Annotated in this window: 19 protein-coding genes and 2 tRNA genes; 20 read left to right on the top strand and 1 reads right to left on the bottom strand. The window is 63.9% G+C overall.

Annotation, left to right across the window (positions count from 1 at the left end):
- The first annotated feature begins 103 nt into the window (after nt 1–103).
- The 7 genes from dnaJ to M6E97_RS20750 all read left to right on the top strand — a co-directional run bounded on the left by dnaJ (nt 104) and on the right by M6E97_RS20750 (nt 8,213).
- Entirely contained in the window at nt 104–1,237 is a 1,134-nt protein-coding gene (gene dnaJ / locus M6E97_RS20780) for a molecular chaperone DnaJ (protein ID WP_023092638.1), read from the top strand.
- Nucleotides 1,238–1,293: 56 nt separating this feature from the next.
- Nucleotides 1,294–2,100, top strand: a complete 807-nt coding sequence (gene dapB / locus M6E97_RS20775; RefSeq protein WP_003095210.1) for a 4-hydroxy-tetrahydrodipicolinate reductase — start codon at nt 1,294–1,296, stop codon at nt 2,098–2,100.
- Nucleotides 2,101–2,282: 182 nt separating this feature from the next.
- On the top strand, nt 2,283–3,419 hold the full coding sequence (carA, locus tag M6E97_RS20770) for a glutamine-hydrolyzing carbamoyl-phosphate synthase small subunit (protein ID WP_003095209.1): 1,137 nt from the start codon (nt 2,283–2,285) through the stop codon (nt 3,417–3,419).
- A gap of 11 nt (nt 3,420–3,430) precedes the next feature.
- The gene (leuE, locus tag M6E97_RS20765; protein ID WP_003095208.1) at nt 3,431–4,081 is read left to right on the top strand and encodes a leucine efflux protein LeuE; all 651 of its coding nucleotides are present in this window, start codon (nt 3,431–3,433) and stop codon (nt 4,079–4,081) included.
- Between the two features lie 19 nt (nt 4,082–4,100).
- Nucleotides 4,101–7,322, top strand: a complete 3,222-nt coding sequence (carB, locus tag M6E97_RS20760; protein ID WP_003095207.1) for a carbamoyl-phosphate synthase large subunit — start codon at nt 4,101–4,103, stop codon at nt 7,320–7,322.
- Nucleotides 7,319–7,795 carry a transcription elongation factor GreA gene (greA, locus tag M6E97_RS20755; protein WP_003095206.1) on the top strand — a complete coding sequence of 159 codons (477 nt, stop codon included), beginning with the start codon at nt 7,319–7,321 and terminating at the stop codon, nt 7,793–7,795. The genes carB and greA overlap by 4 nt, the downstream gene beginning before the upstream one ends.
- Before the next feature lie 10 nt (nt 7,796–7,805).
- Nucleotides 7,806–8,213: a DUF4149 domain-containing protein gene (locus M6E97_RS20750; protein WP_003109321.1), complete on the top strand. Its 408-nt coding sequence runs from the start codon at nt 7,806–7,808 to the stop codon at nt 8,211–8,213.
- 40 nt (nt 8,214–8,253) lie between these two features.
- On the opposite strand, the gene yhbY is transcribed toward M6E97_RS20750, so the two are convergent.
- On the bottom strand, nt 8,254–8,568 hold the full coding sequence (gene yhbY / locus M6E97_RS20745) for a ribosome assembly RNA-binding protein YhbY (RefSeq protein WP_003095204.1): 315 nt from the start codon (nt 8,566–8,568) through the stop codon (nt 8,254–8,256).
- Nucleotides 8,569–8,662: 94 nt separating this feature from the next.
- Here yhbY and rlmE point away from each other — a divergent pair, with 94 nt between their 5' ends.
- The 13 genes from rlmE (at nt 8,663) to truB (ending at nt 21,168) form a co-directional block, all read left to right on the top strand.
- On the top strand, nt 8,663–9,286 hold the full coding sequence (gene rlmE, locus M6E97_RS20740) for a 23S rRNA (uridine(2552)-2'-O)-methyltransferase RlmE (RefSeq protein WP_003095202.1): 624 nt from the start codon (nt 8,663–8,665) through the stop codon (nt 9,284–9,286).
- Between the two features lie 198 nt (nt 9,287–9,484).
- Nucleotides 9,485–11,404 (top strand): ATP-dependent zinc metalloprotease FtsH, encoded by a 1,920-nt coding sequence (ftsH, locus tag M6E97_RS20735; RefSeq protein WP_003095200.1) that lies wholly within the window; start codon nt 9,485–9,487, stop codon nt 11,402–11,404.
- A 9-nt stretch (nt 11,405–11,413) separates the two neighbouring features.
- Nucleotides 11,414–12,265, top strand: coding sequence for a dihydropteroate synthase (gene folP, locus M6E97_RS20730; RefSeq protein ID WP_003123508.1), 852 nt, complete (start codon nt 11,414–11,416; stop codon nt 12,263–12,265).
- A 16-nt stretch (nt 12,266–12,281) separates the two neighbouring features.
- Entirely contained in the window at nt 12,282–13,619 is a 1,338-nt protein-coding gene (gene glmM, locus M6E97_RS20725; RefSeq protein ID WP_003095196.1) for a phosphoglucosamine mutase, read from the top strand.
- Between the two features lie 65 nt (nt 13,620–13,684).
- Complete coding sequence (gene tpiA, locus M6E97_RS20720; protein ID WP_003100513.1) at nt 13,685–14,440, top strand: triose-phosphate isomerase; 756 nt, start codon at nt 13,685–13,687, stop codon at nt 14,438–14,440.
- A 2-nt stretch (nt 14,441–14,442) separates the two neighbouring features.
- The gene (gene secG, locus M6E97_RS20715; RefSeq protein WP_024947269.1) at nt 14,443–14,832 is read left to right on the top strand and encodes a preprotein translocase subunit SecG; all 390 of its coding nucleotides are present in this window, start codon (nt 14,443–14,445) and stop codon (nt 14,830–14,832) included.
- 13 nt (nt 14,833–14,845) lie between these two features.
- Nucleotides 14,846–14,931: transfer RNA gene (locus M6E97_RS20710), tRNA-Leu, on the top strand.
- Nucleotides 14,932–15,021: 90 nt separating this feature from the next.
- Nucleotides 15,022–15,098 (top strand) — tRNA-Met (locus M6E97_RS20705).
- A 126-nt stretch (nt 15,099–15,224) separates the two neighbouring features.
- Entirely contained in the window at nt 15,225–15,683 is a 459-nt protein-coding gene (gene rimP / locus M6E97_RS20700; protein WP_003095193.1) for a ribosome maturation factor RimP, read from the top strand.
- Nucleotides 15,684–15,727: 44 nt separating this feature from the next.
- A complete protein-coding gene (gene nusA, locus M6E97_RS20695) occupies nt 15,728–17,209 on the top strand; it encodes a transcription termination factor NusA (protein ID WP_003095192.1) in 1,482 nt (493 codons plus the stop codon).
- A 27-nt stretch (nt 17,210–17,236) separates the two neighbouring features.
- Entirely contained in the window at nt 17,237–19,759 is a 2,523-nt protein-coding gene (infB, locus tag M6E97_RS20690) for a translation initiation factor IF-2 (RefSeq protein WP_003100517.1), read from the top strand.
- Nucleotides 19,760–19,861: 102 nt separating this feature from the next.
- Nucleotides 19,862–20,251 (top strand): 30S ribosome-binding factor RbfA, encoded by a 390-nt coding sequence (rbfA, locus tag M6E97_RS20685; protein WP_003095188.1) that lies wholly within the window; start codon nt 19,862–19,864, stop codon nt 20,249–20,251.
- Nucleotides 20,252–20,253: 2 nt separating this feature from the next.
- Nucleotides 20,254–21,168 carry a tRNA pseudouridine(55) synthase TruB gene (gene truB / locus M6E97_RS20680; protein ID WP_003100522.1) on the top strand — a complete coding sequence of 305 codons (915 nt, stop codon included), beginning with the start codon at nt 20,254–20,256 and terminating at the stop codon, nt 21,166–21,168.
- Nucleotides 21,169–21,244 lie beyond the last annotated feature (76 nt).

The following is a 21,244-nucleotide window of genomic DNA, read 5'->3' as shown; positions in this document are numbered from 1 at the left end:
TTCTGCCCCGCGTGCCGGCCAGGCCGGTACGCATGATCCGCCACGCGGGAGCCTGCTCCCGCGTTGGCGTGTCTGGAGGGTCCTTAATTGAGACGGAAAGGTTATGGCGAAACGAGACTTTTACGAGGTTCTGGGGGTTGAGCGTGGCGCCAGCGAGGCGGACCTGAAGAAGGCCTACCGTCGCCTGGCGATGAAATACCACCCGGACCGCAATCCTGGCGACAAGGAAGCCGAGGACAAGTTCAAGGAGGCCAACGAGGCCTACGAGGTCCTCTCCGATGCCAGCAAGCGGGCGGCCTACGACCAGTACGGCCATGCCGGCGTCGATCCGAACATGGGAGGGGGCGCTGGCGCCGGTTTCGGCGGGGCGAGCTTCTCCGACATCTTCGGCGATGTGTTCAGCGATTTCTTCGGTGGCGGCGGCGCCCGCGGTGGCTCGCGCGGCGGCGCGCAGCGCGGCGCGGACCTGCGCTACACCCTGGATCTCGACCTGGAAGAGGCGGTACGCGGCACCACCGTCACCATCCGCGTGCCGACCCTGGTCGGTTGCAAGACCTGCAACGGCAGCGGCGCCAAGCCCGGCACCACACCGGTCACCTGCACCACTTGCGGCGGTATCGGCCAGGTGCGCATGCAGCAGGGCTTCTTCTCGGTCCAGCAGACCTGTCCGCGCTGCCACGGCAGCGGCAAGATGATTTCCGATCCCTGTGGCTCCTGCCATGGCCAGGGGCGCGTGGAAGAGCAGAAGACTCTGTCGGTGAAGGTGCCGGCCGGCGTCGACACCGGCGACCGCATCCGTCTCACCGGCGAAGGTGAGGCCGGCAGCATGGGTGGTCCGGCGGGCGACCTGTACGTGGTGGTCAATGTGCGCGAGCACCCGATCTTCCAGCGCGACGGCAAGCATCTGTACTGCGAAGTGCCGATCAGTTTCGCCGACGCTGCGTTGGGTGGCGAGCTGGAAGTGCCGACCCTGGATGGCCGGGTCAAGCTGAAGATTCCGGAAAGCACCCAGACCGGCAAGCTGTTCCGCCTGCGCGGCAAGGGCGTGGCCCCGGTGCGCGGCGGCGGCGCCGGCGACCTGATGTGCAAGGTGGTGGTGGAAACCCCGGTGAACCTGGACAAGCGCCAGCGCGAGCTGCTCGAGGAGTTCCGCAAGTCGTTGCAGAGCGACACCTCGCATTCGCCCAAGGCCAGTGGCTGGTTCGAAGGCATGAAGCGTTTCTTCGACGACCTATAAACAAAGCCATGGGCGCGGCCTGACCGCCGCGTCCGGGTTCCGCGTGGAGTGGTTTTATGCGACGTATAGCCGTAGTGGGCGCCGCCGGGCGCATGGGCAAGAACCTGATCGAGGCCGTTCAGCAGACCGGCGGTGCCGCCGGGCTGACGGCGGCGGTGGATCGTCCGGATAGCACCCTGGTGGGGGCGGACGCCGGCGAGCTGGCCGGTCTCGGCCGGATCGGCGTGCCGCTGTCCGGGGACCTGGGCAAGGTCTGCGAGGAGTTCGACGTCCTGATCGACTTCACCCATCCCTCCGTAACCCTGAAGAACATCGAGCAGTGCCGCAAGGCGCGCCGCGCGATGGTCATCGGCACCACCGGCTTCAGCGCCGACGAGAAGCTGCTGCTGGCCGAAGCGGCGAAGGATATCCCGATCGTCTTCGCTGCCAACTTCAGCGTCGGCGTGAACCTTTGCCTGAAGCTTCTGGATACCGCGGCACGGGTGCTGGGCGACGAAGTGGATATCGAGATCATCGAGGCCCATCACCGGCACAAGGTCGATGCACCGTCCGGCACCGCCTTGCGCATGGGCGAGGTGGTAGCCCAGGCGCTCGGCCGGGACCTCCAGGAAGTGGCGGTCTACGGACGTGAGGGGCAGACCGGCGCGCGGGCGCGGGAAACCATCGGCTTCGCCACCGTGCGCGCCGGCGACGTGGTGGGCGACCACACCGTGCTGTTCGCCGCCGAGGGCGAGCGCGTGGAGATCACCCACAAGGCTTCCAGCCGCATGACCTTCGCCCGTGGCGCGGTGCGTGCGGCGCTGTGGCTGGAGGGCAAGGAGAACGGCCTGTACGACATGCAGGATGTGCTCGGCCTACGCTGAGGCGCTGCCGCACGTCGTCTTATTGGTGGACCGGAATGTCGCGATTCTGTAAACTACAGCTTTAGTGTGTCCACTAAAAGCAGCGCAGCATGAATCGAAAAAAAGCGGGATGACTCTTCACGGTGTCATCCCGCTTTTTTACACCTGCGCGACCAGTCAGGCTTGATTTACGGGAGGTCTTCTTGACTAAGCCAGCCATACTTGCACTTGCCGACGGCAGCATTTTTCGCGGTGAAGCCATCGGTGCCGACGGCCAGACCGTTGGCGAGGTGGTGTTCAACACCGCCATGACCGGCTACCAGGAAATCCTTACCGATCCTTCCTACGCCCAGCAGATCGTCACCCTGACCTACCCGCACATCGGCAATACCGGTACCACCCCGGAAGACGCCGAGGCCAACCGTGTCTGGGCCGCCGGCCTGATCATCCGCGACCTGCCGCTGATCGCCAGCAACTGGCGCAGCAAGCAGTCGCTGCCTGACTACCTGAAAGCCAACGGCACCGTCGCCATCGCCGGCATCGATACCCGTCGCCTGACCCGTATCCTCCGCGAGAAGGGTTCGCAGAACGGCTGCATCCTGGCTGGTGCCGACGCTACCGAGGAACGCGCGCTGGAGCTGGCTCGCGCCTTCCCCGGCCTGAAGGGCATGGACCTGGCCAAGGAGGTCACCACCGCCGAGCGCTACGAGTGGCGCTCCAGCGTCTGGAACCTGGAAAGCGACAGTCATCCGGAGATCCCGGCCGGTGAACTGCCGTATCACGTGGTGGCCTACGACTACGGCGTGAAGCTGAACATCCTGCGCATGCTGGTGGCGCGCGGCTGCCGCCTGACCGTGGTGCCGGCGCAGACACCGGCCAGCGAAGTGCTGGCGCTGAACCCTGACGGCATCTTCCTTTCCAACGGCCCCGGCGACCCCGAACCGTGCGACTACGCGATCCAGGCGATCCGCGAATTCCTCGATACCGAGATCCCGGTGTTCGGCATCTGCCTCGGCCATCAGTTGCTGGCCCTGGCCTCTGGCGCCAAGACCCTGAAGATGGGCCACGGGCACCACGGCGCCAACCACCCGGTGCAGGACCTGGACAGCGGCGTGGTGATGATCACCAGCCAGAACCACGGTTTCGCGGTCGACGAGAGCACCCTGCCGGACAACCTGCGAGCCACTCACAAGTCGCTGTTCGACGGTACCCTGCAGGGTATCGAGCGCACCGACAAGGTCGCTTTCAGCTTCCAGGGCCACCCCGAGGCGAGCCCCGGTCCGCATGACGTCGCCCCGCTGTTCGACCGCTTCATCTCGGCGATGGCCGAGCGTCGCTGAGGAGCAGAGCCATGCCGACCCTGGGGATAACCGATTTCTGGACCTACGTGCTGGGTGTGGTTTTCGTGATCCTGTTGCCCGGACCGAATTCGTTGTTCGTCCTCGCGACTTCGGCCCAGCGTGGCGTGGCGACCGGCTACCGGGCCGCCTGCGGCGTGTTCCTCGGAGACGCGGTGCTGATGCTGCTGTCGGCCCTCGGTGTGGCCTCCCTGCTGAAGGCCGAGCCGATGCTGTTCATCGGCCTGAAGTACCTCGGTGCGGCCTACCTGTTCTATCTCGGCGTCGGCATGCTGCGGGGCGCCTGGCGCAAGCTGCGCAATCCCGAGGCGACGGCGGCGCAGGCCGAACAGGTGGATGTCCACCAGCCGTTCCGCAAGGCGCTGCTGCTCAGCCTGTCGAATCCCAAGGCGATCCTGTTCTTCATCTCCTTCTTCATCCAGTTCGTCGATCCCGGCTATGCCTATCCGGGCCTGTCGTTCCTGGTGCTGGCGGTGATCCTGGAACTGGTCAGCGCCCTTTACCTGAGCTTCCTGATTTTCACCGGTGTGCGGCTGGCGGCCTGGTTCCGCCGGCGGCAACGGTTGGCTGCCGGCGCCACTTCGGGCGTCGGCGCCCTGTTCGTCGGCTTTGGTGTGAAGCTGGCCACCGCAACCCTGTCCTGATTATTGCAACGAGAGTCCCATGCCAAAACGTACAGACATAAAGAGCATCCTGATCCTCGGTGCCGGCCCCATCGTGATTGGCCAGGCCTGCGAATTCGACTACTCCGGCGCCCAGGCCTGCAAGGCCCTGCGCGAGGAGGGCTACCGCGTCATCCTGGTGAACTCCAACCCCGCGACCATCATGACCGACCCGGCGATGGCCGACGCGACCTACATCGAGCCGATCAAGTGGGCCACCGTGGCCAAGATCATCGAGAAGGAACGCCCCGACGCGCTGCTGCCGACCATGGGCGGCCAGACTGCGCTGAACTGCGCCCTGGACCTGGAGCGCCACGGCGTGCTGGAGAAGTTCGGCGTGGAGATGATCGGCGCCAATGCCGATACCATCGACAAGGCCGAGGACCGCTCGCGCTTCGACAAGGCGATGAAGGATATCGGCCTGGCCTGTCCGCGCTCGGGCATCGCCCACAGCATGGAGGAGGCCTACGGCGTGCTCGAGCAGGTCGGCTTCCCCTGCATCATCCGTCCGTCCTTCACCATGGGCGGCACCGGCGGCGGTATCGCCTACAACCGTGAAGAGTTCGAAGAGATCTGCGCCCGTGGCCTCGACCTGTCGCCGACCAACGAGCTGCTGATCGACGAGTCGCTGATCGGCTGGAAGGAATACGAGATGGAGGTGGTCCGCGACAAGAAGGACAACTGCATCATCGTCTGCTCCATCGAGAACTTCGACCCGATGGGTGTGCACACCGGTGACTCGATCACCGTGGCGCCGGCGCAGACCCTGACCGACAAGGAATACCAGATCATGCGCAACGCCTCGCTGGCGGTATTGCGCGAGATCGGCGTGGAAACCGGCGGTTCCAACGTGCAGTTCGGCATCTGCCCGAACACCGGGCGCATGGTGGTGATCGAGATGAACCCGCGGGTTTCCCGCTCCTCGGCCCTGGCCTCCAAGGCCACTGGTTTCCCGATCGCCAAGATCGCCGCCAAGCTGGCGGTCGGCTACACCCTCGACGAACTGCAGAACGACATCACCGGCGGTCGCACCCCGGCGTCGTTCGAGCCGGCCATCGACTACGTGGTGACCAAGATCCCGCGCTTCGCCTTCGAGAAGTTCCCGAAAGCCGATGCCCGCCTGACCACCCAGATGAAGTCGGTCGGCGAAGTCATGGCCATCGGCCGGACCTTCCAGGAGTCGGTGCAGAAAGCCTTGCGTGGCCTGGAAGTCGGCGCCACCGGCTTCGATCCGAAGCTCGACCTGAACGACCCGGAGGCCGACAGCATCCTCAAGCGCGAGCTGACCGTGCCCAGCGCCGAGCGTGTCTGGTACGTCGCCGACGCCTTCCGCGCCGGCAAGAGCGTCGAGGAAGTGTTCGAGCTGACCCGCATCGACGAATGGTTCCTGGTGCAGATCGAGGACCTGGTCAAGGACGAGGAGAAGGTCAAGACCCTCGGCCTGTCCTCCATCGATCGCGAGCTGATGTACAAGCTCAAGCGCAAGGGCTTCTCCGACGCGCGCCTGGCCAAGCTGCTAGGCGTCACCGAGAAGAACCTGCGCAGCCATCGCCACAAGCTGAAGGTGCTGCCGGTCTACAAGCGTGTCGATACCTGCGCCGCCGAGTTCGCCACCGACACCGCCTACATGTATTCGACCTACGAGGAAGAGTGCGAGGCCAACCCGTCGAGCCGCGAGAAGATCATGATCCTCGGCGGCGGTCCGAACCGCATCGGCCAGGGCATCGAGTTCGACTACTGCTGCGTGCACGCGGCGCTGGCGATGCGCGAAGACGGCTACGAGACCATCATGGTCAACTGCAACCCGGAAACCGTCTCCACCGACTATGACACCTCCGACCGCCTGTACTTCGAGCCGGTGACCCTCGAGGACGTCCTTGAGATCGTCCGCGTCGAGCAGCCCAAGGGCGTGATCGTCCAGTACGGCGGCCAGACCCCGCTGAAACTCTGCCGCGCCCTCGAAGAGGCCGGCGTGCCGATCATCGGCACCAGCCCGGACGCCATCGACCGTGCCGAAGACCGCGAGCGCTTCCAGCAGATGGTCCAGCGCCTGAACCTGCGCCAGCCGGCCAACGCTACCGCGCGCAGCGAAGACGAGGCCCTGGCCGCGTCCAAGGCCATCGGTTATCCGCTGGTGGTACGTCCGTCCTACGTGCTGGGCGGGCGGGCGATGGAAATCGTCTACCAGGAAGAAGAACTCAAGCGCTACATGCGCGAGGCGGTGCAGGTTTCCAACGACAGCCCGGTGCTGCTCGATCACTTCCTCAACTGCGCCATCGAAGTCGACATCGACGCGGTATGCGACGGCGAGATCGTGGTGATCGGCGCGATCATGCAGCATATCGAGCAGGCTGGCGTTCACTCCGGCGACTCCGCCTGTTCGCTGCCGCCGTACTCGCTGCCGCAGCACATCCAGGACGAGATCCGCGAGCAGGTCAAGAAAATGGCCCTGGAGCTTGGCGTGGTCGGCCTGATGAACGTGCAGATGGCGGTGCAGGGCGAGGATATCTTCGTCATCGAGGTCAATCCGCGCGCCTCGCGTACCGTGCCGTTCGTCTCCAAGTGCGTCGGCGAGTCGCTGGCCAAGGTCGCCGCCCGCGTCATGGCCGGCAAGACCCTGGCCGAGGTCGGCTTCACCCAGGAAATCATCCCGCCGTTCTTCAGCGTCAAGGAAGCGGTGTTCCCGTTCGCCAAGTTCCCCGGCGTCGATCCGATCCTCGGCCCGGAAATGAAGTCCACTGGTGAAGTGATGGGCGTCGGTGATAGCTTTGCCGAAGCCTTTGCCAAGGCTCAGTTGGGGGCCAGCGAGATCCTCCCGACCGCCGGTTGCGCCTTCATCAGCGTCCGCGAAGACGACAAGCCGTTCGCCGCCCAGGTGGCTGGCGACCTGGTCGCGCTGGGCTTCGAAGTGGTAGCCACCGCCGGTACCGCGCGTGTCATCGAAGCCGCAGGCCTGCCGGTGCGTCGCGTGAACAAGGTGACCGAAGGTCGCCCGCACGTGGTGGACATGATCAAGAACGACGAGGTCACCCTGATCATCAACACCACCGAGGGCCGGCAGTCCATCGCTGACTCCTACTCCATTCGTCGAAACGCCCTGCAGCACAAGATCTGCTGCACCACCACCATTGCGGGTGGGCAGGCGATCTGTGAGGCGCTCAAGTTCGGTCCCGAGAAGACCGTTCGGCGTCTGCAGGATCTCCACGCAGGAATCAAGGCATGAGCAAGTTCCCCATGACCGTCCAGGGCGCCCGCGCCCTGGAAGAAGAAGTGAAACACCTGAAGGGCGTGCTGCGCCCGCAGATCAGCCAGGCCATCGCCGAAGCGCGTGAACTGGGCGACCTCAAGGAAAACGCCGAGTACCATGCGGCGCGCGAACAGCAGGGCATGGTCGAGGCGCGTATCCGCGACATCGAGGCCAAGCTGTCCAACGCCCAGGTCATCGATGTCACCGCCATCCCGCACAGCGGCAAGGTGATCTTCGGCACCACCGTCGACATCGCCAACGTCGAGACCGACGAGACCGTGACCTACCAGATCGTCGGCGACGACGAGGCGGATATCAAGGGTGGCAAGATCTCGGTGAATTCGCCGATCGCCCGTGCGCTGATTGGCAAGACCGAAGGCGATGCCGTGCTGGTGAGAACCCCGGGCGGCGACGTCGAGTACGAGATCGTCGAGGTTCGCCATATCTAAGCGCGCCCCGTTGCGCGCAGGCGCGATCAGTTGGCTGCTGGCCCAGACGTTCTGGGTCGGCGGCCTCTGGTTGCTGCAGTTCGTGGTCCTGCCTGCGTTGGCCAAGACCGGACTGGCGCCGCTGCTGGTGGAAACCGTAGCCGCGGCGTTGACGCCGCTGCTGATCGGCTTCGCCGGATTCTGTGCGGTGCTGCAGGCGCTGGTGTTGGTGTCGAGCCACGGGCCGAGGAGCCTCTGGCGAGACCTTCGCGGTCAGTTGTTGCTCGCCGTCGCGCTGCTCTGCCTGGTGTATTTCCTGGTGCGTGGGCTGGCGCCCGAGGCGGTGCGCTGGCTGCTGTTCAACTACCTGGCGGTGGCGATGTGTGGCCTGCTGCTGGTGTTGCAGCCGGTACCGGGGCGGGACGAGGAAGGCGTCTGAACCAGGTCGGGAAGTTTCCCGACCTTGGTTGGATGGGGCATCAGATGCCGGCGAAACGGCTGATGTTCGAGAGATTCTTGTTCGGCTTCGGGTTCTTCCGATAGACCAGCGCCATCTTGCCGATGCTTTGCACCAGGTCGCTGCGCGACTGCGCGCAGAGTTCGTCGAGCAGGGCGCGGCGATCGTCGCGCTCGGCCAGCGCCAGTTTCACCTTGATCAGTTCGTGATCGTTGAGTGCGCGCTCGAGTTCGGCGAGAACGCCTTCGGTCAAGCCGTTCTCGGCTACGATCAATACCGGTTTCAGGTGGTGACCGATAGATTTGAACTGTTTCTTCTGCTCTTGAGTGAGCGCCATAATCAGACCCCTGGGAAAAAGTCGTCTATTTTACCCCAGTTTTAGTCCAAGTGATGCTGCCCCCGCCGACCGGGGGTGCCCGAAGAGGTATTCCGTGGCCCGCTCCAAAACCAGCCAGCGTTGGCTGAAAGAACATTTCGACGATCCCTACGTGAAGATGGCCCAGCGCGATGGCTATCGCTCGCGTGCCAGCTACAAGCTGCTGGAGATCCAGGAGAAGGACCGCATCCTGCGTCCGGGCATGACCGTGGTCGACCTGGGCGCCGCGCCGGGCGGGTGGTCGCAGGTCACCAGCCGGGTGATCGGCGACCGTGGCCGGCTGATCGCTTCGGACATCCTTGAGATGGACAGCATCCCCGACGTCACCTTCATCCAGGGCGACTTCACCGAGGACGCGGTGTTCGCGCGGATCCTCGAGGCGATCGGCGATCATCCGGTAGACCTTGTGATTTCCGATATGGCCCCCAATATGAGTGGAGTGCGGGCCGCCGACCAGCCGCGCGCCATGTATCTCTGCGAACTGGCGCTGGACCTGGCCGGCCGTGTGCTGCGGCCGGGCGGCGATTTCCTGATCAAGATCTTCCAGGGCGAAGGTTTCGACCAGTACCACAAGCAGGCCCGGGAAATGTTCGACAAGGTACAGATGCGCAAGCCCCTGTCGTCGCGTGATCGTTCGCGGGAACAGTATCTGCTCGCACGCGGCTTTCGCGGGGAATAGACTGGAATGATTGACCCTATAGCCTGTCTATTGGTCGATGACCTGTTGTGCCGGGACGGGCGAGGGTTCATAAAGGGTTACAGACAACGCCTGCGTGCGCGGGCGCTTGTGTAGTACTTTTGGCCGGAAGGAGTCTGGCCGTCGTGTGAAGCGGTTTCCAGGACGGAGCCGGCTTCAGAGGGTAGTCAATTGAACGACATGGCAAAGAATCTGATTCTGTGGCTGATCATCGCGGCGGTACTGGTGACCGTGATGAACAATTTCTCGAGCCCGAGCGAGCCACAGACGCTGAACTACTCGGACTTCATCCAGCAGGTCAAGGATGGCAAGGTCGAGCGAGTGACCGTGGATGGCTATGTCATCACCGGCAAGCGTAGCGACGGCGATACCTTCAAGACCATCCGCCCGGCGATCCAGGACAACGGCCTGATCGGCGACCTGGTCAACAACAACGTCGTGGTCGAGGGCAAGCAGCCCGAACAGCAGAGCATTTGGACCCAGTTGCTGGTCGCCAGCTTCCCGATCCTGGTGATCATCGCCGTCTTCATGTTCTTCATGCGCCAGATGCAGGGCGGCGGCGGCGGCCGCGGTGGCCCGATGAGCTTCGGCAAGAGCAAGGCGCGCCTGCTGTCCGAGGACCAGGTCAAGACCACCTTCGCTGACGTCGCCGGCTGCGACGAGGCCAAGGAGGAGGTCAGCGAGCTGGTCGAGTTCCTTCGCGATCCGGGCAAGTTCCAGCGCCTGGGCGGCCGTATCCCGCGTGGCGTGCTGATGGTCGGCCCGCCCGGCACCGGCAAGACCCTGCTGGCCAAGGCCATCGCCGGCGAAGCCAAGGTGCCGTTCTTCACCATTTCCGGTTCCGACTTCGTCGAGATGTTCGTCGGCGTGGGCGCCTCCCGTGTCCGCGACATGTTCGACCAGGCCAAGAAGCACGCGCCGTGCATCATCTTCATCGACGAGATCGACGCCGTCGGCCGCCATCGCGGCGCCGGCCTGGGCGGCGGTCACGACGAGCGCGAGCAGACCCTCAACCAGTTGCTGGTGGAGATGGATGGCTTCGAGATGAACGATGGCATCATCGTCATCGCTGCCACCAACCGTCCGGACGTTCTGGACCCGGCGCTGCTGCGTCCGGGCCGCTTCGACCGCCAGGTGGTGGTCGGCTTGCCGGATATCCGCGGGCGCGAACAGATCCTCAAGGTGCACATGCGCAAGGTGCCGCTGGGCGACCATGTCGATCCTGCCGTCATCGCCCGCGGTACGCCCGGTTTCTCCGGCGCCGACCTGGCCAACCTGGTCAACGAGGCCTCGCTGTTCGCCGCGCGCTCCAACAAGCGCATCGTCGACATGCGCGAGTTCGAGCTGGCCAAGGACAAGATCATGATGGGCGCCGAGCGCAAGACCATGGTCATGTCCGAGAAGGAGAAGCGCAACACCGCCTACCACGAGGCCGGCCACGCCATCGTCGGTCGCCTGGTGCCGGAGCATGACCCGGTCTACAAGGTGTCCATCATTCCGCGCGGACGTGCCCTGGGCGTGACCATGTTCCTCCCCGAGGAAGATCGCTACAGCCTGTCCAAGCGCGCGCTGGAAAGCCAGATCTGCTCGCTGTTCGGCGGCCGTATCGCGGAAGAGATGACCCTCGGCTTCGAAGGCGTCACCACTGGCGCTTCCAACGACATCATGCGTGCTACCCAGTTGGCGCGGAACATGGTGACCAAGTGGGGTCTGTCCGAGAAACTCGGCCCGCTGATGTACGCGGAGGAGGAGGGCGAGGTGTTCCTCGGCCGTAGCGCCGGCAGCCAGCACGCCAATGTGTCGGGCGAGACCGCCAAGATGATCGACCAGGAAGTCCGGCGCATCATCGACGACTGCTACGGTACCGCCAAGCGACTGCTCGACGAGAACCGCGACAAGCTGGAGATGATGGCCGACGCACTGATGAAGTACGAGACCATCGACTCCGACCAGATCGACGACATCATGGCCGGTCGCGTGCCGCGCGAGCCGCGTGACTGGCAGGGTGGTTCGGGTACCGGCACCCCGCCGGCCAACCTGGAAGAGTCGGGCCGCCGCGAGAACACCCCTCCCATCGGTGGGCCGGCCGGCGAGCACTGAGAGCCCTGAATGAGCAATCCGCAATACCCGACCCGACTGCCTTGCGGCAGTCGGGTTCTTGATTTGGCCCGCCCGCATGTCATGGGCATCCTCAATGTCACCCCCGATTCCTTTTCCGACGGCGGCCGTTACGACCGGCTGGACGATGCCCTGCGGCATGCCGAGCGCATGGTGCGGGAAGGCGCAACGCTCATCGACGTCGGCGGCGAGTCGACCCGTCCCGGTGCGCGCAGCGTTTCTCCGACGGAGGAGCTGGAGCGGGTCGCTCCGGTAGTCGAACGCATCGCCCGCGAGCTGGACGTCGTGATTTCGGTGGATACCTCCACGCCTGCGGTCATGCGCGAAACTGCGCGTCTCGGAGCGGGTCTGATCAACGACGTCCGTTCGCTGCAGCGCGACGGTGCGCTGGATGCTGCGGTGGATAGCGGCCTGGCGGTCTGCCTCATGCACATGCGTGGAGAACCGCAGACCATGCAGGATGCGCCTGCCTACCAGGATGTGGTGGCGGAAGTCGGCGCGTTCCTGCAGGAACGTGTGGATGCCTGCGTGGCGGCCGGAATCGACCGCGAGCGGCTGTTACTGGATCCGGGTTTCGGTTTTGCCAAGACACTGGAGCACAACCTGGTGCTGTTCAGGCATCTGCAGGCGCTCCATGACCTGGGCCTGCCGTTGTTGGTCGGCGTTTCGCGCAAGAGCATGATCGGCAAGGTACTGGGGCGGGAGGTGGACGAACGCCTCTACGGCAGTCTCGCGCTGGCGGCCCTGGCGCTGGCCAAGGGCGCACGGATAATTCGAGTGCATGACGTGGCGGCGACCGTCGACGTGATGCGAATGATCTCCGCCGTTGAAATGGCGGATTGAGCACGGAAGACAAAAGATGAGCAGAAAATACTTCGGGACTGACGGTATCCGTGGTCGTGTTGGCGAGTTTCCGATTACTCCGGACTTCGTTCTCAAGCTGGGCTGGGCGGTGGGCATGGCCTTCCGCCGGCAGGGCAACTGCCGGGTCCTGATCGGCAAGGACACGCGCAGCTCGGGTTACATGTTCGAGTCGGCGTTCGAGGCCGGGCTCTCCGCTTCCGGCGCCGACACCCTGTTGCTGGGGCCGATGCCTACCCCGGGCATCGCCTACCTGACGCGGACTTTCCACGCCGAGGCCGGGGTGGTGATCAGCGCTTCGCACAATCCCCACGACGACAACGGCATCAAGTTCTTCTCCGGGCAGGGGACCAAGCTGCCGGACGACGTCGAGCTGATGATCGAGGAACTGCTCGATGCGCCGATGACCGTGGTGGAGTCCGCCCGTCTCGGCAAGGTTTCGCGGATCAATGACGCGGCGGGGCGCTACATCGAATTCTGCAAGAGCAGCGTGCCGACCAGCACCGACTTCAACGGTCTCAAGGTCGTGCTCGACTGCGCCAACGGCGCTACCTACAAGATCGCTCCCAGCGTCTTCCGGGAACTGGGCGCGGAAGTGACGGTGCTGGCGGCCAGCCCGAATGGCCTGAATATCAACGACAAGTGCGGCTCCACTCACCTGGATGGCCTGCAGGCTGCGGTGGTCGAGCACCATGCCGACCTCGGCATCGCCTTCGACGGCGACGGCGACCGGGTGATGATGGTCGACCATACCGGTGCGGTCGTGGATGGCGACGAACTGCTTTTCCTCATCGCGCGCGACCTGCAGGAAAGCGGGCGGCTGCAAGGTGGTGTGGTCGGCACCCTGATGAGCAACCTCGGCCTGGAGCTGGCTTTGCAGGAACTGCATATCCCGTTCGTGCGGGCGAAGGTCGGCGATCGCTATGTGATGGCCGAACTGCTGGCTCGGAACTGGATGCTGGGAGGGGAGAATTCGGGGCATATCGTCTGCTGCCAGAACACCACGACGGGCGATGCCATCATCGCGGCGCTACAGGTGCTGATGGCGCTCAAGCATCGCGGCCAGACCCTGGCCGAGGCGCGCCAGGGGATTCGCAAGTGCCCCCAGGTGCTGATCAATGTGCGCTTCAAGGGCGAAAACGATCCGCTCGAGCACCCCTCGGTGAAGGAGGCCAGCGTCCGCGTCACCGAGCAAATGGGCGGGCGCGGTCGTGTCCTGCTGCGCAAATCCGGCACAGAGCCGTTGGTCCGGGTGATGGTCGAGGGCGACGAGGAAGCTAGCGTTCGTGCCCACGCCGAACAGTTGGCAAAAATTGTTTCTGAGGTATGTGCTTGATTTTGCTTGCCAGTCTGGAAACTGTTGAGTAACATCTGCGCCCACTTTGCCCCGCGAGGTACAGCATGCGTCGACCCTTGGTGGCCGGTAACTGGAAAATGCACGGTACGCATTCCAGTGTGGCCGAGTTGATCAAAGGCTTGCGTCAGCTGGCGTTGCCGAGCGGAGTCGATGTAGCTGTGATGCCGCCTTGCTTGTTCATCAGTCAGGTCATCCAGGGCCTGGCCGGCAAGGCGATCGATGTAGGTGCGCAGAACAGCGCCGTCGAGCCGATGCAAGGCGCGCTGACCGGTGAGACTGCTCCCAGTCAGTTGGCGGATGTCGGTTGTAGCATGGTCCTCGTGGGCCACTCGGAGCGTCGCCTGATTCTCGGCGAGAGTGACGAGGTTGTGAGTCGCAAGTTTGCTGCGGCTCAGTCGTGCGGCCTGGTGCCGGTGCTGTGTGTCGGGGAGACCCGGGCGGAGCGCGAGGCAGGCAAGACGCTGGAGGTTGTCGCAAGGCAGCTGGGTAGCGTGATCGACGAGTTGGGTGTTGGAGCTTTTGCTCGCGCAGTCGTGGCTTACGAGCCGGTCTGGGCGATCGGGACCGGGTTGACCGCGTCCCCCGCGCAAGCCCAGGAAGTGCACGCGGCGATCCGCGCGCAACTGGCAGCGGAAAATGCCGAGGTCGCAAAAGGTGTGCGACTCCTTTACGGCGGCAGTGTAAAGGCGGCAAGTGCAGCCGAGTTGTTCGGCATGCCGGATATCGATGGGGGGCTGGTAGGTGGAGCCTCCCTCAATGCGGATGAGTTCGGCGCGATCTGTCGTGCCGCGGGAAGCTGAAGATGCTGGAAAAGGTCGTAATTGTCGTGCATCTGCTGATGGCATTGGGTCTTGTTGGCCTGATCCTCGTTCAGCATGGCAAGGGTGCGGATGCAGGGGCTTCTTTCGGTGCAGGTGCTTCGGCAACTGTTTTCGGAAGCCAAGGTTCCGCTACCTTTTTGAGTCGGATTACTGGTATACTGGCAGCGGTTTTTTTCTTGACCAGCCTTGGCTTAGCGTACTTCGCTAAAGAAAAGTCTGATGCTCTGCAACACATCGGGCTGCCGGATCCGGCAGTTCTGGAGCAGAAGCAAGAGAAAGCACCGGCCGCTGACGATGTGCCGGTTCTTCAGGAGCAGTCCAAGTCTGCGGAAAGTGCAGGCGATGTACCGGCGGCTCCTGAACAGAAGTAAGAGAAAGGTTTCTGCCGAGGTGGTGGAATTGGTAGACACGCTACCTTGAGGTGGTAGTGGCCATAGGCTGTAGGGGTTCGAGTCCCCTCCTCGGTACCATATAAGCAAGCCCCGTCATGCGGGGTTTGTCTCCGCAAGGTTCGGTTGACCCACCAGGGTGTCGGTCGTATAATCTTGCACCAGCTTTGACGCGGGGTGGAGCAGTCTGGTAGCTCGTCGGGCTCATAACCCGAAGGTCGTTGGTTCAAATCCAGCCCCCGCAACCAGTTTTTCAGGGCCCCTTTTTAGGGGCTTTTTGTTAGCTGGACAGTCCATGCCACGGTTCCGAGTGGCAATTTAGGGATGGGCGTTTCGCCCATTTTTTGTTTCTACGACATACGCGAGGCGATCAGGTGTCGAGCAAGCTAGAACAGTTGCAGGCCTTGCTGGCCCCTGTGGTCGAGGCGCTCGGCTATGAGTGCTGGGGCGTCGAGTTCATTTCCCAGGGTCGTCATTCGGTGTTGCGCGTCTATATCGACCGCCCCGAAGGCATCCTCATCGATGACTGTGAAGCCGTCAGTCGGCAGGTCAGCGGTATTCTCGACGTCGAAGACCCGATCAGCGGCGAGTACACCCTGGAGGTGTCCTCTCCGGGCATGGATCGGCCGCTGTTCACCCTCGAACAGTTCGCCAAGCATGCCGGCGAGCAAGTGAAGATCAGGCTGCGTTCGCCCTATGAGGGGCGGCGTAACTACCAAGGCATTCTCCGTGGTGTGGAGGAGCAGGATGTGGTGGTCCTGGTGGACGATCACGAGTACCTGCTGCCGATCGATTCGATCGACAAGGCCAACATCATTCCCCGTTTTGATTGAGACGCGAATCCGCGGATCCAATGGATTGAAAGGCGAGGCGTACAATGAGCAAAGAAGTACTGCTGGTTGTTGAGTCGGTATCCAACGAAAAGGGCGTACCGGCCGGCGTGATTTTCGAGGCGCTGGAGCTGGCTCTGGCGACCGCCACCAAGAAACGTTTCGAGGACGAGGTCGACCTGCGCGTCGAGATCAATCGTCATAACGGCAGCTACGAGACTTTCCGTCGTTGGCACGTCGTCGCCGACGAGGACTACCAGGACCCCGCCACCGAGATCACCGTCGAGGACGTCCAGGAGCAGAAGCCGGGCGCGAAGGTCGGCGAGGTCATCGAAGAAAAGATCGAATCCATCGAGTTCGGCCGCATCGCTGCGCAGACTGCCAAGCAGGTCATCGTGCAGAAGGTCCGCGAGGCCGAGCGCGCCCAGGTGGTCGATGCCTACCGCGAGAAGGTCGGCGAGATCATTTCCGGTACCGTGAAGAAGGTCACCCGCGACAACGTCATCGTCGATCTCGGCAACAACGCCGAGGCGCTGCTGGCCCGCGACCAGATCATTCCGCGCGAGACCTTCCGCGTTGGCACCCGCGTGCGTGCCCTGCTGAAGGAGATCCGTACCGAGAACCGCGGTCCTCAGCTGGTCCTGTCGCGTACCGCGCCGGAAATGCTGATCGAGCTGTTCCGCATCGAAGTACCGGAAATCGCCGAGCAGTTGATCGACGTGATGGCCGCCGCCCGTGACCCGGGCTCGCGCGCCAAGATCGCCGTTCGTTCCAAGGACAAGCGCATCGATCCGCAGGGCGCCTGCATCGGCATGCGCGGTTCGCGGGTCCAGGCGGTATCCGGCGAGATCGGTGGAGAGCGGGTGGACATCGTCCTGTGGGACGACAACCCGGCGCAATTCGTGATCAACGCCATGGCTCCGGCCGAGGTGGCGGCGATCATCGTCGACGAGGATACCCATACCATGGATATCGCCGTCGCCGAGGACAATCTGGCGCAGGCTATCGGCCGCAGTGGCCAGAACGTCCGTCTGGCCAGCCAGTTGACCGGCTGGACCCTGAATGTGATGACCGAGGCGGATATCCAGGCCAAGCAACAGGCCGAGACCGGGGATATCCTGCAGCGCTTCGTCGACGAGCTGGATGTCGACGAGGAACTGGCCCAGGTACTGGTGGAAGAGGGCTTCACGACTCTTGAGGAAATCGCCTACGTACCGATGGAAGAGATGCTCAGCATCGATGGCTTCGACGAAGACATCGTCAACGAGCTGCGCTCCCGTGCCAAGGATCGCCTGCTGACCAAGGCCATTGCGACCGAAGAGAAGCTCGCCGACGCACAACCGGCAGAAGACCTGCTCAGCCTCGATGGCATGAGCAAGGAGCTGGCCCTGGACCTGGCGCTGCGTGGCGTAACCACCCGTGAAGATCTGGCCGAGCAATCGATCGACGATCTGCTCGACATCGACGGCATGGACGAAGAGCGTGCCGGCAAGTTGATCATGGCCGCCCGGGCCCATTGGTTCGAGTAAGCAGTCGCGGCCTGAGGAGAGAAGTGCATGACGCAAGTCACGGTGAAAGAACTGGCCCAGGTGGTCGACACACCGGTGGAGCGCCTGCTGCTGCAGATGCGTGACGCAGGTCTGCCGCACACCAGTGCCGAACAAGTTGTAACGGATAGTGAGAAGCAAGCCCTGCTGACCCACCTGAAAGGCAGCCATGGCGATCGCGCCAGCGAGCCGCGCAAGATCACCCTGCAACGCAAGACCACTACCACGCTGAAAGTGGGTGGCAGCAAGACGGTGAGCGTCGAAGTTCGCAAGAAGAAAACCTATGTCAAGCGCAGCCCCGACGAGATCGAGGCCGAGCGCCAGCGCGAACTCGAGGAGCAGCGCGCGGCGGAAGAGGCGGAGCGTCTGAAGGCCGAAGAGGCCGCTGCCCGCCAGCGTGCCGAAGAGGAAGCGCGCAAGGCCGAGGAAGCTGCGCGTGCCAAGGCTGCCCAGGAAGCAGCGGCTACTGCCGGTGCCGAGCCTGCCGTGGTGGCGGATGTCGCGGCTGCCGAACCGGTGGCCAAGCCTGCCGCCGTGGAAGAACGCAAGAAGGAAGAGCCGCGCCGCGCGCCCAAGCGTGACGAGGACGATGACCGCCGCGACCGCAAGCACACCCAGCACCGTCCCTCGGTCAAGGAGAAGGAAAAGGTTCCTGCTCCGCGCGTGGCTCCACGCAGCACCGACGAGGAAAGCGATGGTTACCGTCGCGGCGGTCGTGGTGGCAAGTCGAAGCTGAAGAAGCGCAACCAGCACGGGTTCCAGAACCCGACAGGACCGATCGTGCGTGAAGTGAACATCGGTGAGACCATCACCGTAGCCGAGTTGGCCGCCCAGATGTCGGTCAAGGGCGCCGAAGTCGTCAAGTTCATGTTCAAGATGGGCTCCCCGGTGACCATCAACCAGGTCCTGGACCAGGAGACCGCCCAACTGGTCGCCGAAGAGCTGGGCCACAAGGTCAAGCTGGTCAGCGAGAACGCGCTGGAAGAACAACTGGCCGAGTCCCTGAAGTTCGAAGGCGAGGCGGTCACCCGCGCGCCGGTCGTCACCGTCATGGGCCACGTCGACCACGGCAAGACCTCGCTGCTCGACTACATCCGTCGCGCCAAGGTCGCCGCGGGCGAGGCCGGTGGCATCACCCAGCATATCGGTGCCTACCACGTCGAAACCGAGCGTGGCATGGTGACCTTCCTGGATACCCCCGGCCACGCCGCGTTCACCGCGATGCGTGCCCGTGGCGCCCAGGCGACCGACATCGTGATCCTGGTGGTCGCGGCCGACGACGGCGTCATGCCGCAGACCCAGGAAGCCGTGCAGCACGCGAAAGCGGCGGGCGTGCCGATCGTGGTCGCGGTGAACAAGATCGACAAGCCCGAGGCCAACCCGGACAACATCAAGAACGGCCTGGCCGCTCTCGACGTGATCCCGGAAGAGTGGGGCGGCGACGCTCCCTTCGTCCCGGTTTCGGCGAAGCTCGGTACTGGCGTCGATGAACTGCTCGAAGCGGTCCTGCTGCAGGCAGAAGTGCTCGAACTGAAAGCCACTCCGTCGGCCCCGGGCCGTGGTGTGGTGGTCGAGTCGCGCCTGGACAAGGGACGCGGCCCGGTGGCCACCGTGCTGGTCCAGGACGGTACCCTGCGCCAGGGCGACATGGTGCTGGTCGGCATCAACTACGGTCGTGTCCGCGCCATGCTCGACGAGAACGGCAAGCCGATCAAGGAAGCCGGCCCGTCGATCCCGGTCGAGATCCTCGGCCTGGACGGTACGCCGGATGCCGGTGACGAGATGACCGTGGTCGCCGACGAGAAGAAGGCCCGCGAAGTCGCCCTGTTCCGTCAAGGCAAGTTCCGTGAGGTGAAACTGGCGCGTGCCCATGCCGGCAAGCTGGAAAACATCTTCGAGAACATGGGCCAGGAAGAGAAGAAGACCCTGAACATCGTCCTCAAGGCCGATGTGCGCGGTTCGCTCGAGGCTCTGCAAGGCTCGCTCAGCGGCCTGGGCAACGACGAAGTGCAGGTCCGCGTGGTCGGTGGCGGCGTCGGTGGCATCACCGAGTCCGACGCCAACCTGGCGCTGGCTTCCAACGCGGTGCTGTTCGGCTTCAACGTGCGCGCCGACGCCGGCGCGCGCAAGATCGTCGAAGCCGAAGGTCTGGATATGCGTTACTACAACGTGATCTACGACATCATCGAGGACGTCAAGAAGGCCCTGACCGGCATGCTCGGCAGCGATCTGCGGGAGAACATCCTGGGCATCGCCGAGGTGCGCGACGTGTTCCGCTCGCCGAAGTTCGGCGCGATCGCCGGCTGCATGGTCACCGAGGGCATGGTGCACCGCAACCGTCCGATCCGCGTACTGCGCGACGACGTGGTCATCTTCGAAGGCGAGCTGGAGTCTCTCCGTCGCTTCAAGGACGACGTCGCCGAAGTGCGTGCCGGCATGGAGTGCGGCATCGGCGTGAAGAGCTACAACGACGTCAAGGTCGGCGACAAGATCGAAGTGTTCGAGAAGGTCGAAGTCGCACGCAGCCTTTGATGGCGAGTGCGTAACCACAGCGCCCGGGCCGGCTTCCAGCTGTCCCGGGCGTTTGTCGCTTTTTTTTCCAGTGGCCGGGTGTCGCTGGAGGCAGGTTGAAAAATGGCAAAAGACTACAGCCGTACCCAGCGTATCGGCGATCAGATGCAACGCGAACTGGCTCAACTGATCCAGCGCGAGATCAAGGACCCGCGCCTGGGCCTGGTCACCATCACCGGTGTCGAGGTCAGCCGCGACGTGGCGCACGCCAAGGTGTTCATCACCGTCATGGGCCAGGACGATGCCGGCAAGATCGCCCTGAACATGGAAATCCTCAACGACGCCGCCGGCTACCTGCGCATGTTGCTGGGCAAGTCGATGAAGCTGCGCAGCGTGCCGCAACTGCATTTCCACTACGACGAAAGCATCCGCCGCGGCGCCGAGCTGTCCGCGCTGATCGAACGTGCGGTGGCCGAAGACGGCCGCCGCCACGGCGACGAGACCGAGGACTGAGCGTGGCCCAGGTGAAGCGTATCCGCCGCTCCATCAGCGGCATCCTGGTGCTCGACAAGCCTCGCGGCATGAGTTCCAACCAGGCACTGCAGAAAGTCCGCTGGCTGCTCAATGCCGAGAAGGCCGGCCACACCGGCAGCCTCGACCCGCTGGCCACCGGGGTGCTGCCGCTGTGCTTCGGCGAGGCGACCAAGTTCTCCCAGTATCTTCTCGATGCCGACAAGGGTTACGAGACGGTGATGCGCATGGGCATCACCACCACCACCGGCGACGCCGAGGGCGAACTGCTCGCCGAGCGGGACGTGACCGTCGGTCGGGACGATCTCGAACAGGCCCTGCCGCGCTTCCGTGGCGACATAGAGCAGGTGCCGCCGATGTACTCGGCGCTGAAGAAAGACGGACAGCCGCTGTACAAGCTCGCCCGTGCAGGAGAGGTAGTGGAGCGCGAGGCGCGTTCTGTTACTATTACGCGCCTGGATTTGCTCTCTTTCGAGCCGCCCTGTGCGACCCTGGCCGTTTCCTGCAGCAAAGGCACCTACGTGCGTACGCTGGTGGAAGATCTTGGCCAGGTCCTGGGCTGCGGCGCGCACGTCGCGGCACTGCGGCGGACCCAGGCCGGGCCGTTCGCCCTGGCCCAGGCGATCACCCTCGAGACGCTCGAACGCGTGCATGCCGAAGGTGGTCCGGAAGCGCTGGACCAATTCCTGATGCCGGAAGACAGCGGCCTGTTGCATTGGCCGGTGTTGCAGTTGTCCGAGCACAGTGCGTACTACTGGCTGCACGGGCAGCCGGTGCGGGCCCCGGAAGCGCCGAAGTTCGGCTGGTTGCGGGTGCAGGATCACACAGGTCGTTTCATCGGTATCGGTGAAGTGACCGACGACGGGCGTATCGCCCCGCGTCGACTGATTCGGTCATAAGACCGATACGAGGGTGGCTGTCAGCAGGCACGGTCATTCCTCCTTTTAAAACACGGGAAGCGATTCCCGGCCTGTT

The organism is Pseudomonas sp. B111, assembly GCF_026428275.1.
GTDB classification, from domain to species: domain Bacteria; phylum Pseudomonadota; class Gammaproteobacteria; order Pseudomonadales; family Pseudomonadaceae; genus Pseudomonas; species Pseudomonas aeruginosa.
The sequence above is the reverse complement of the archived record's forward strand: the minus strand, read 5'-3'. Positions and strand labels throughout refer to the sequence as shown.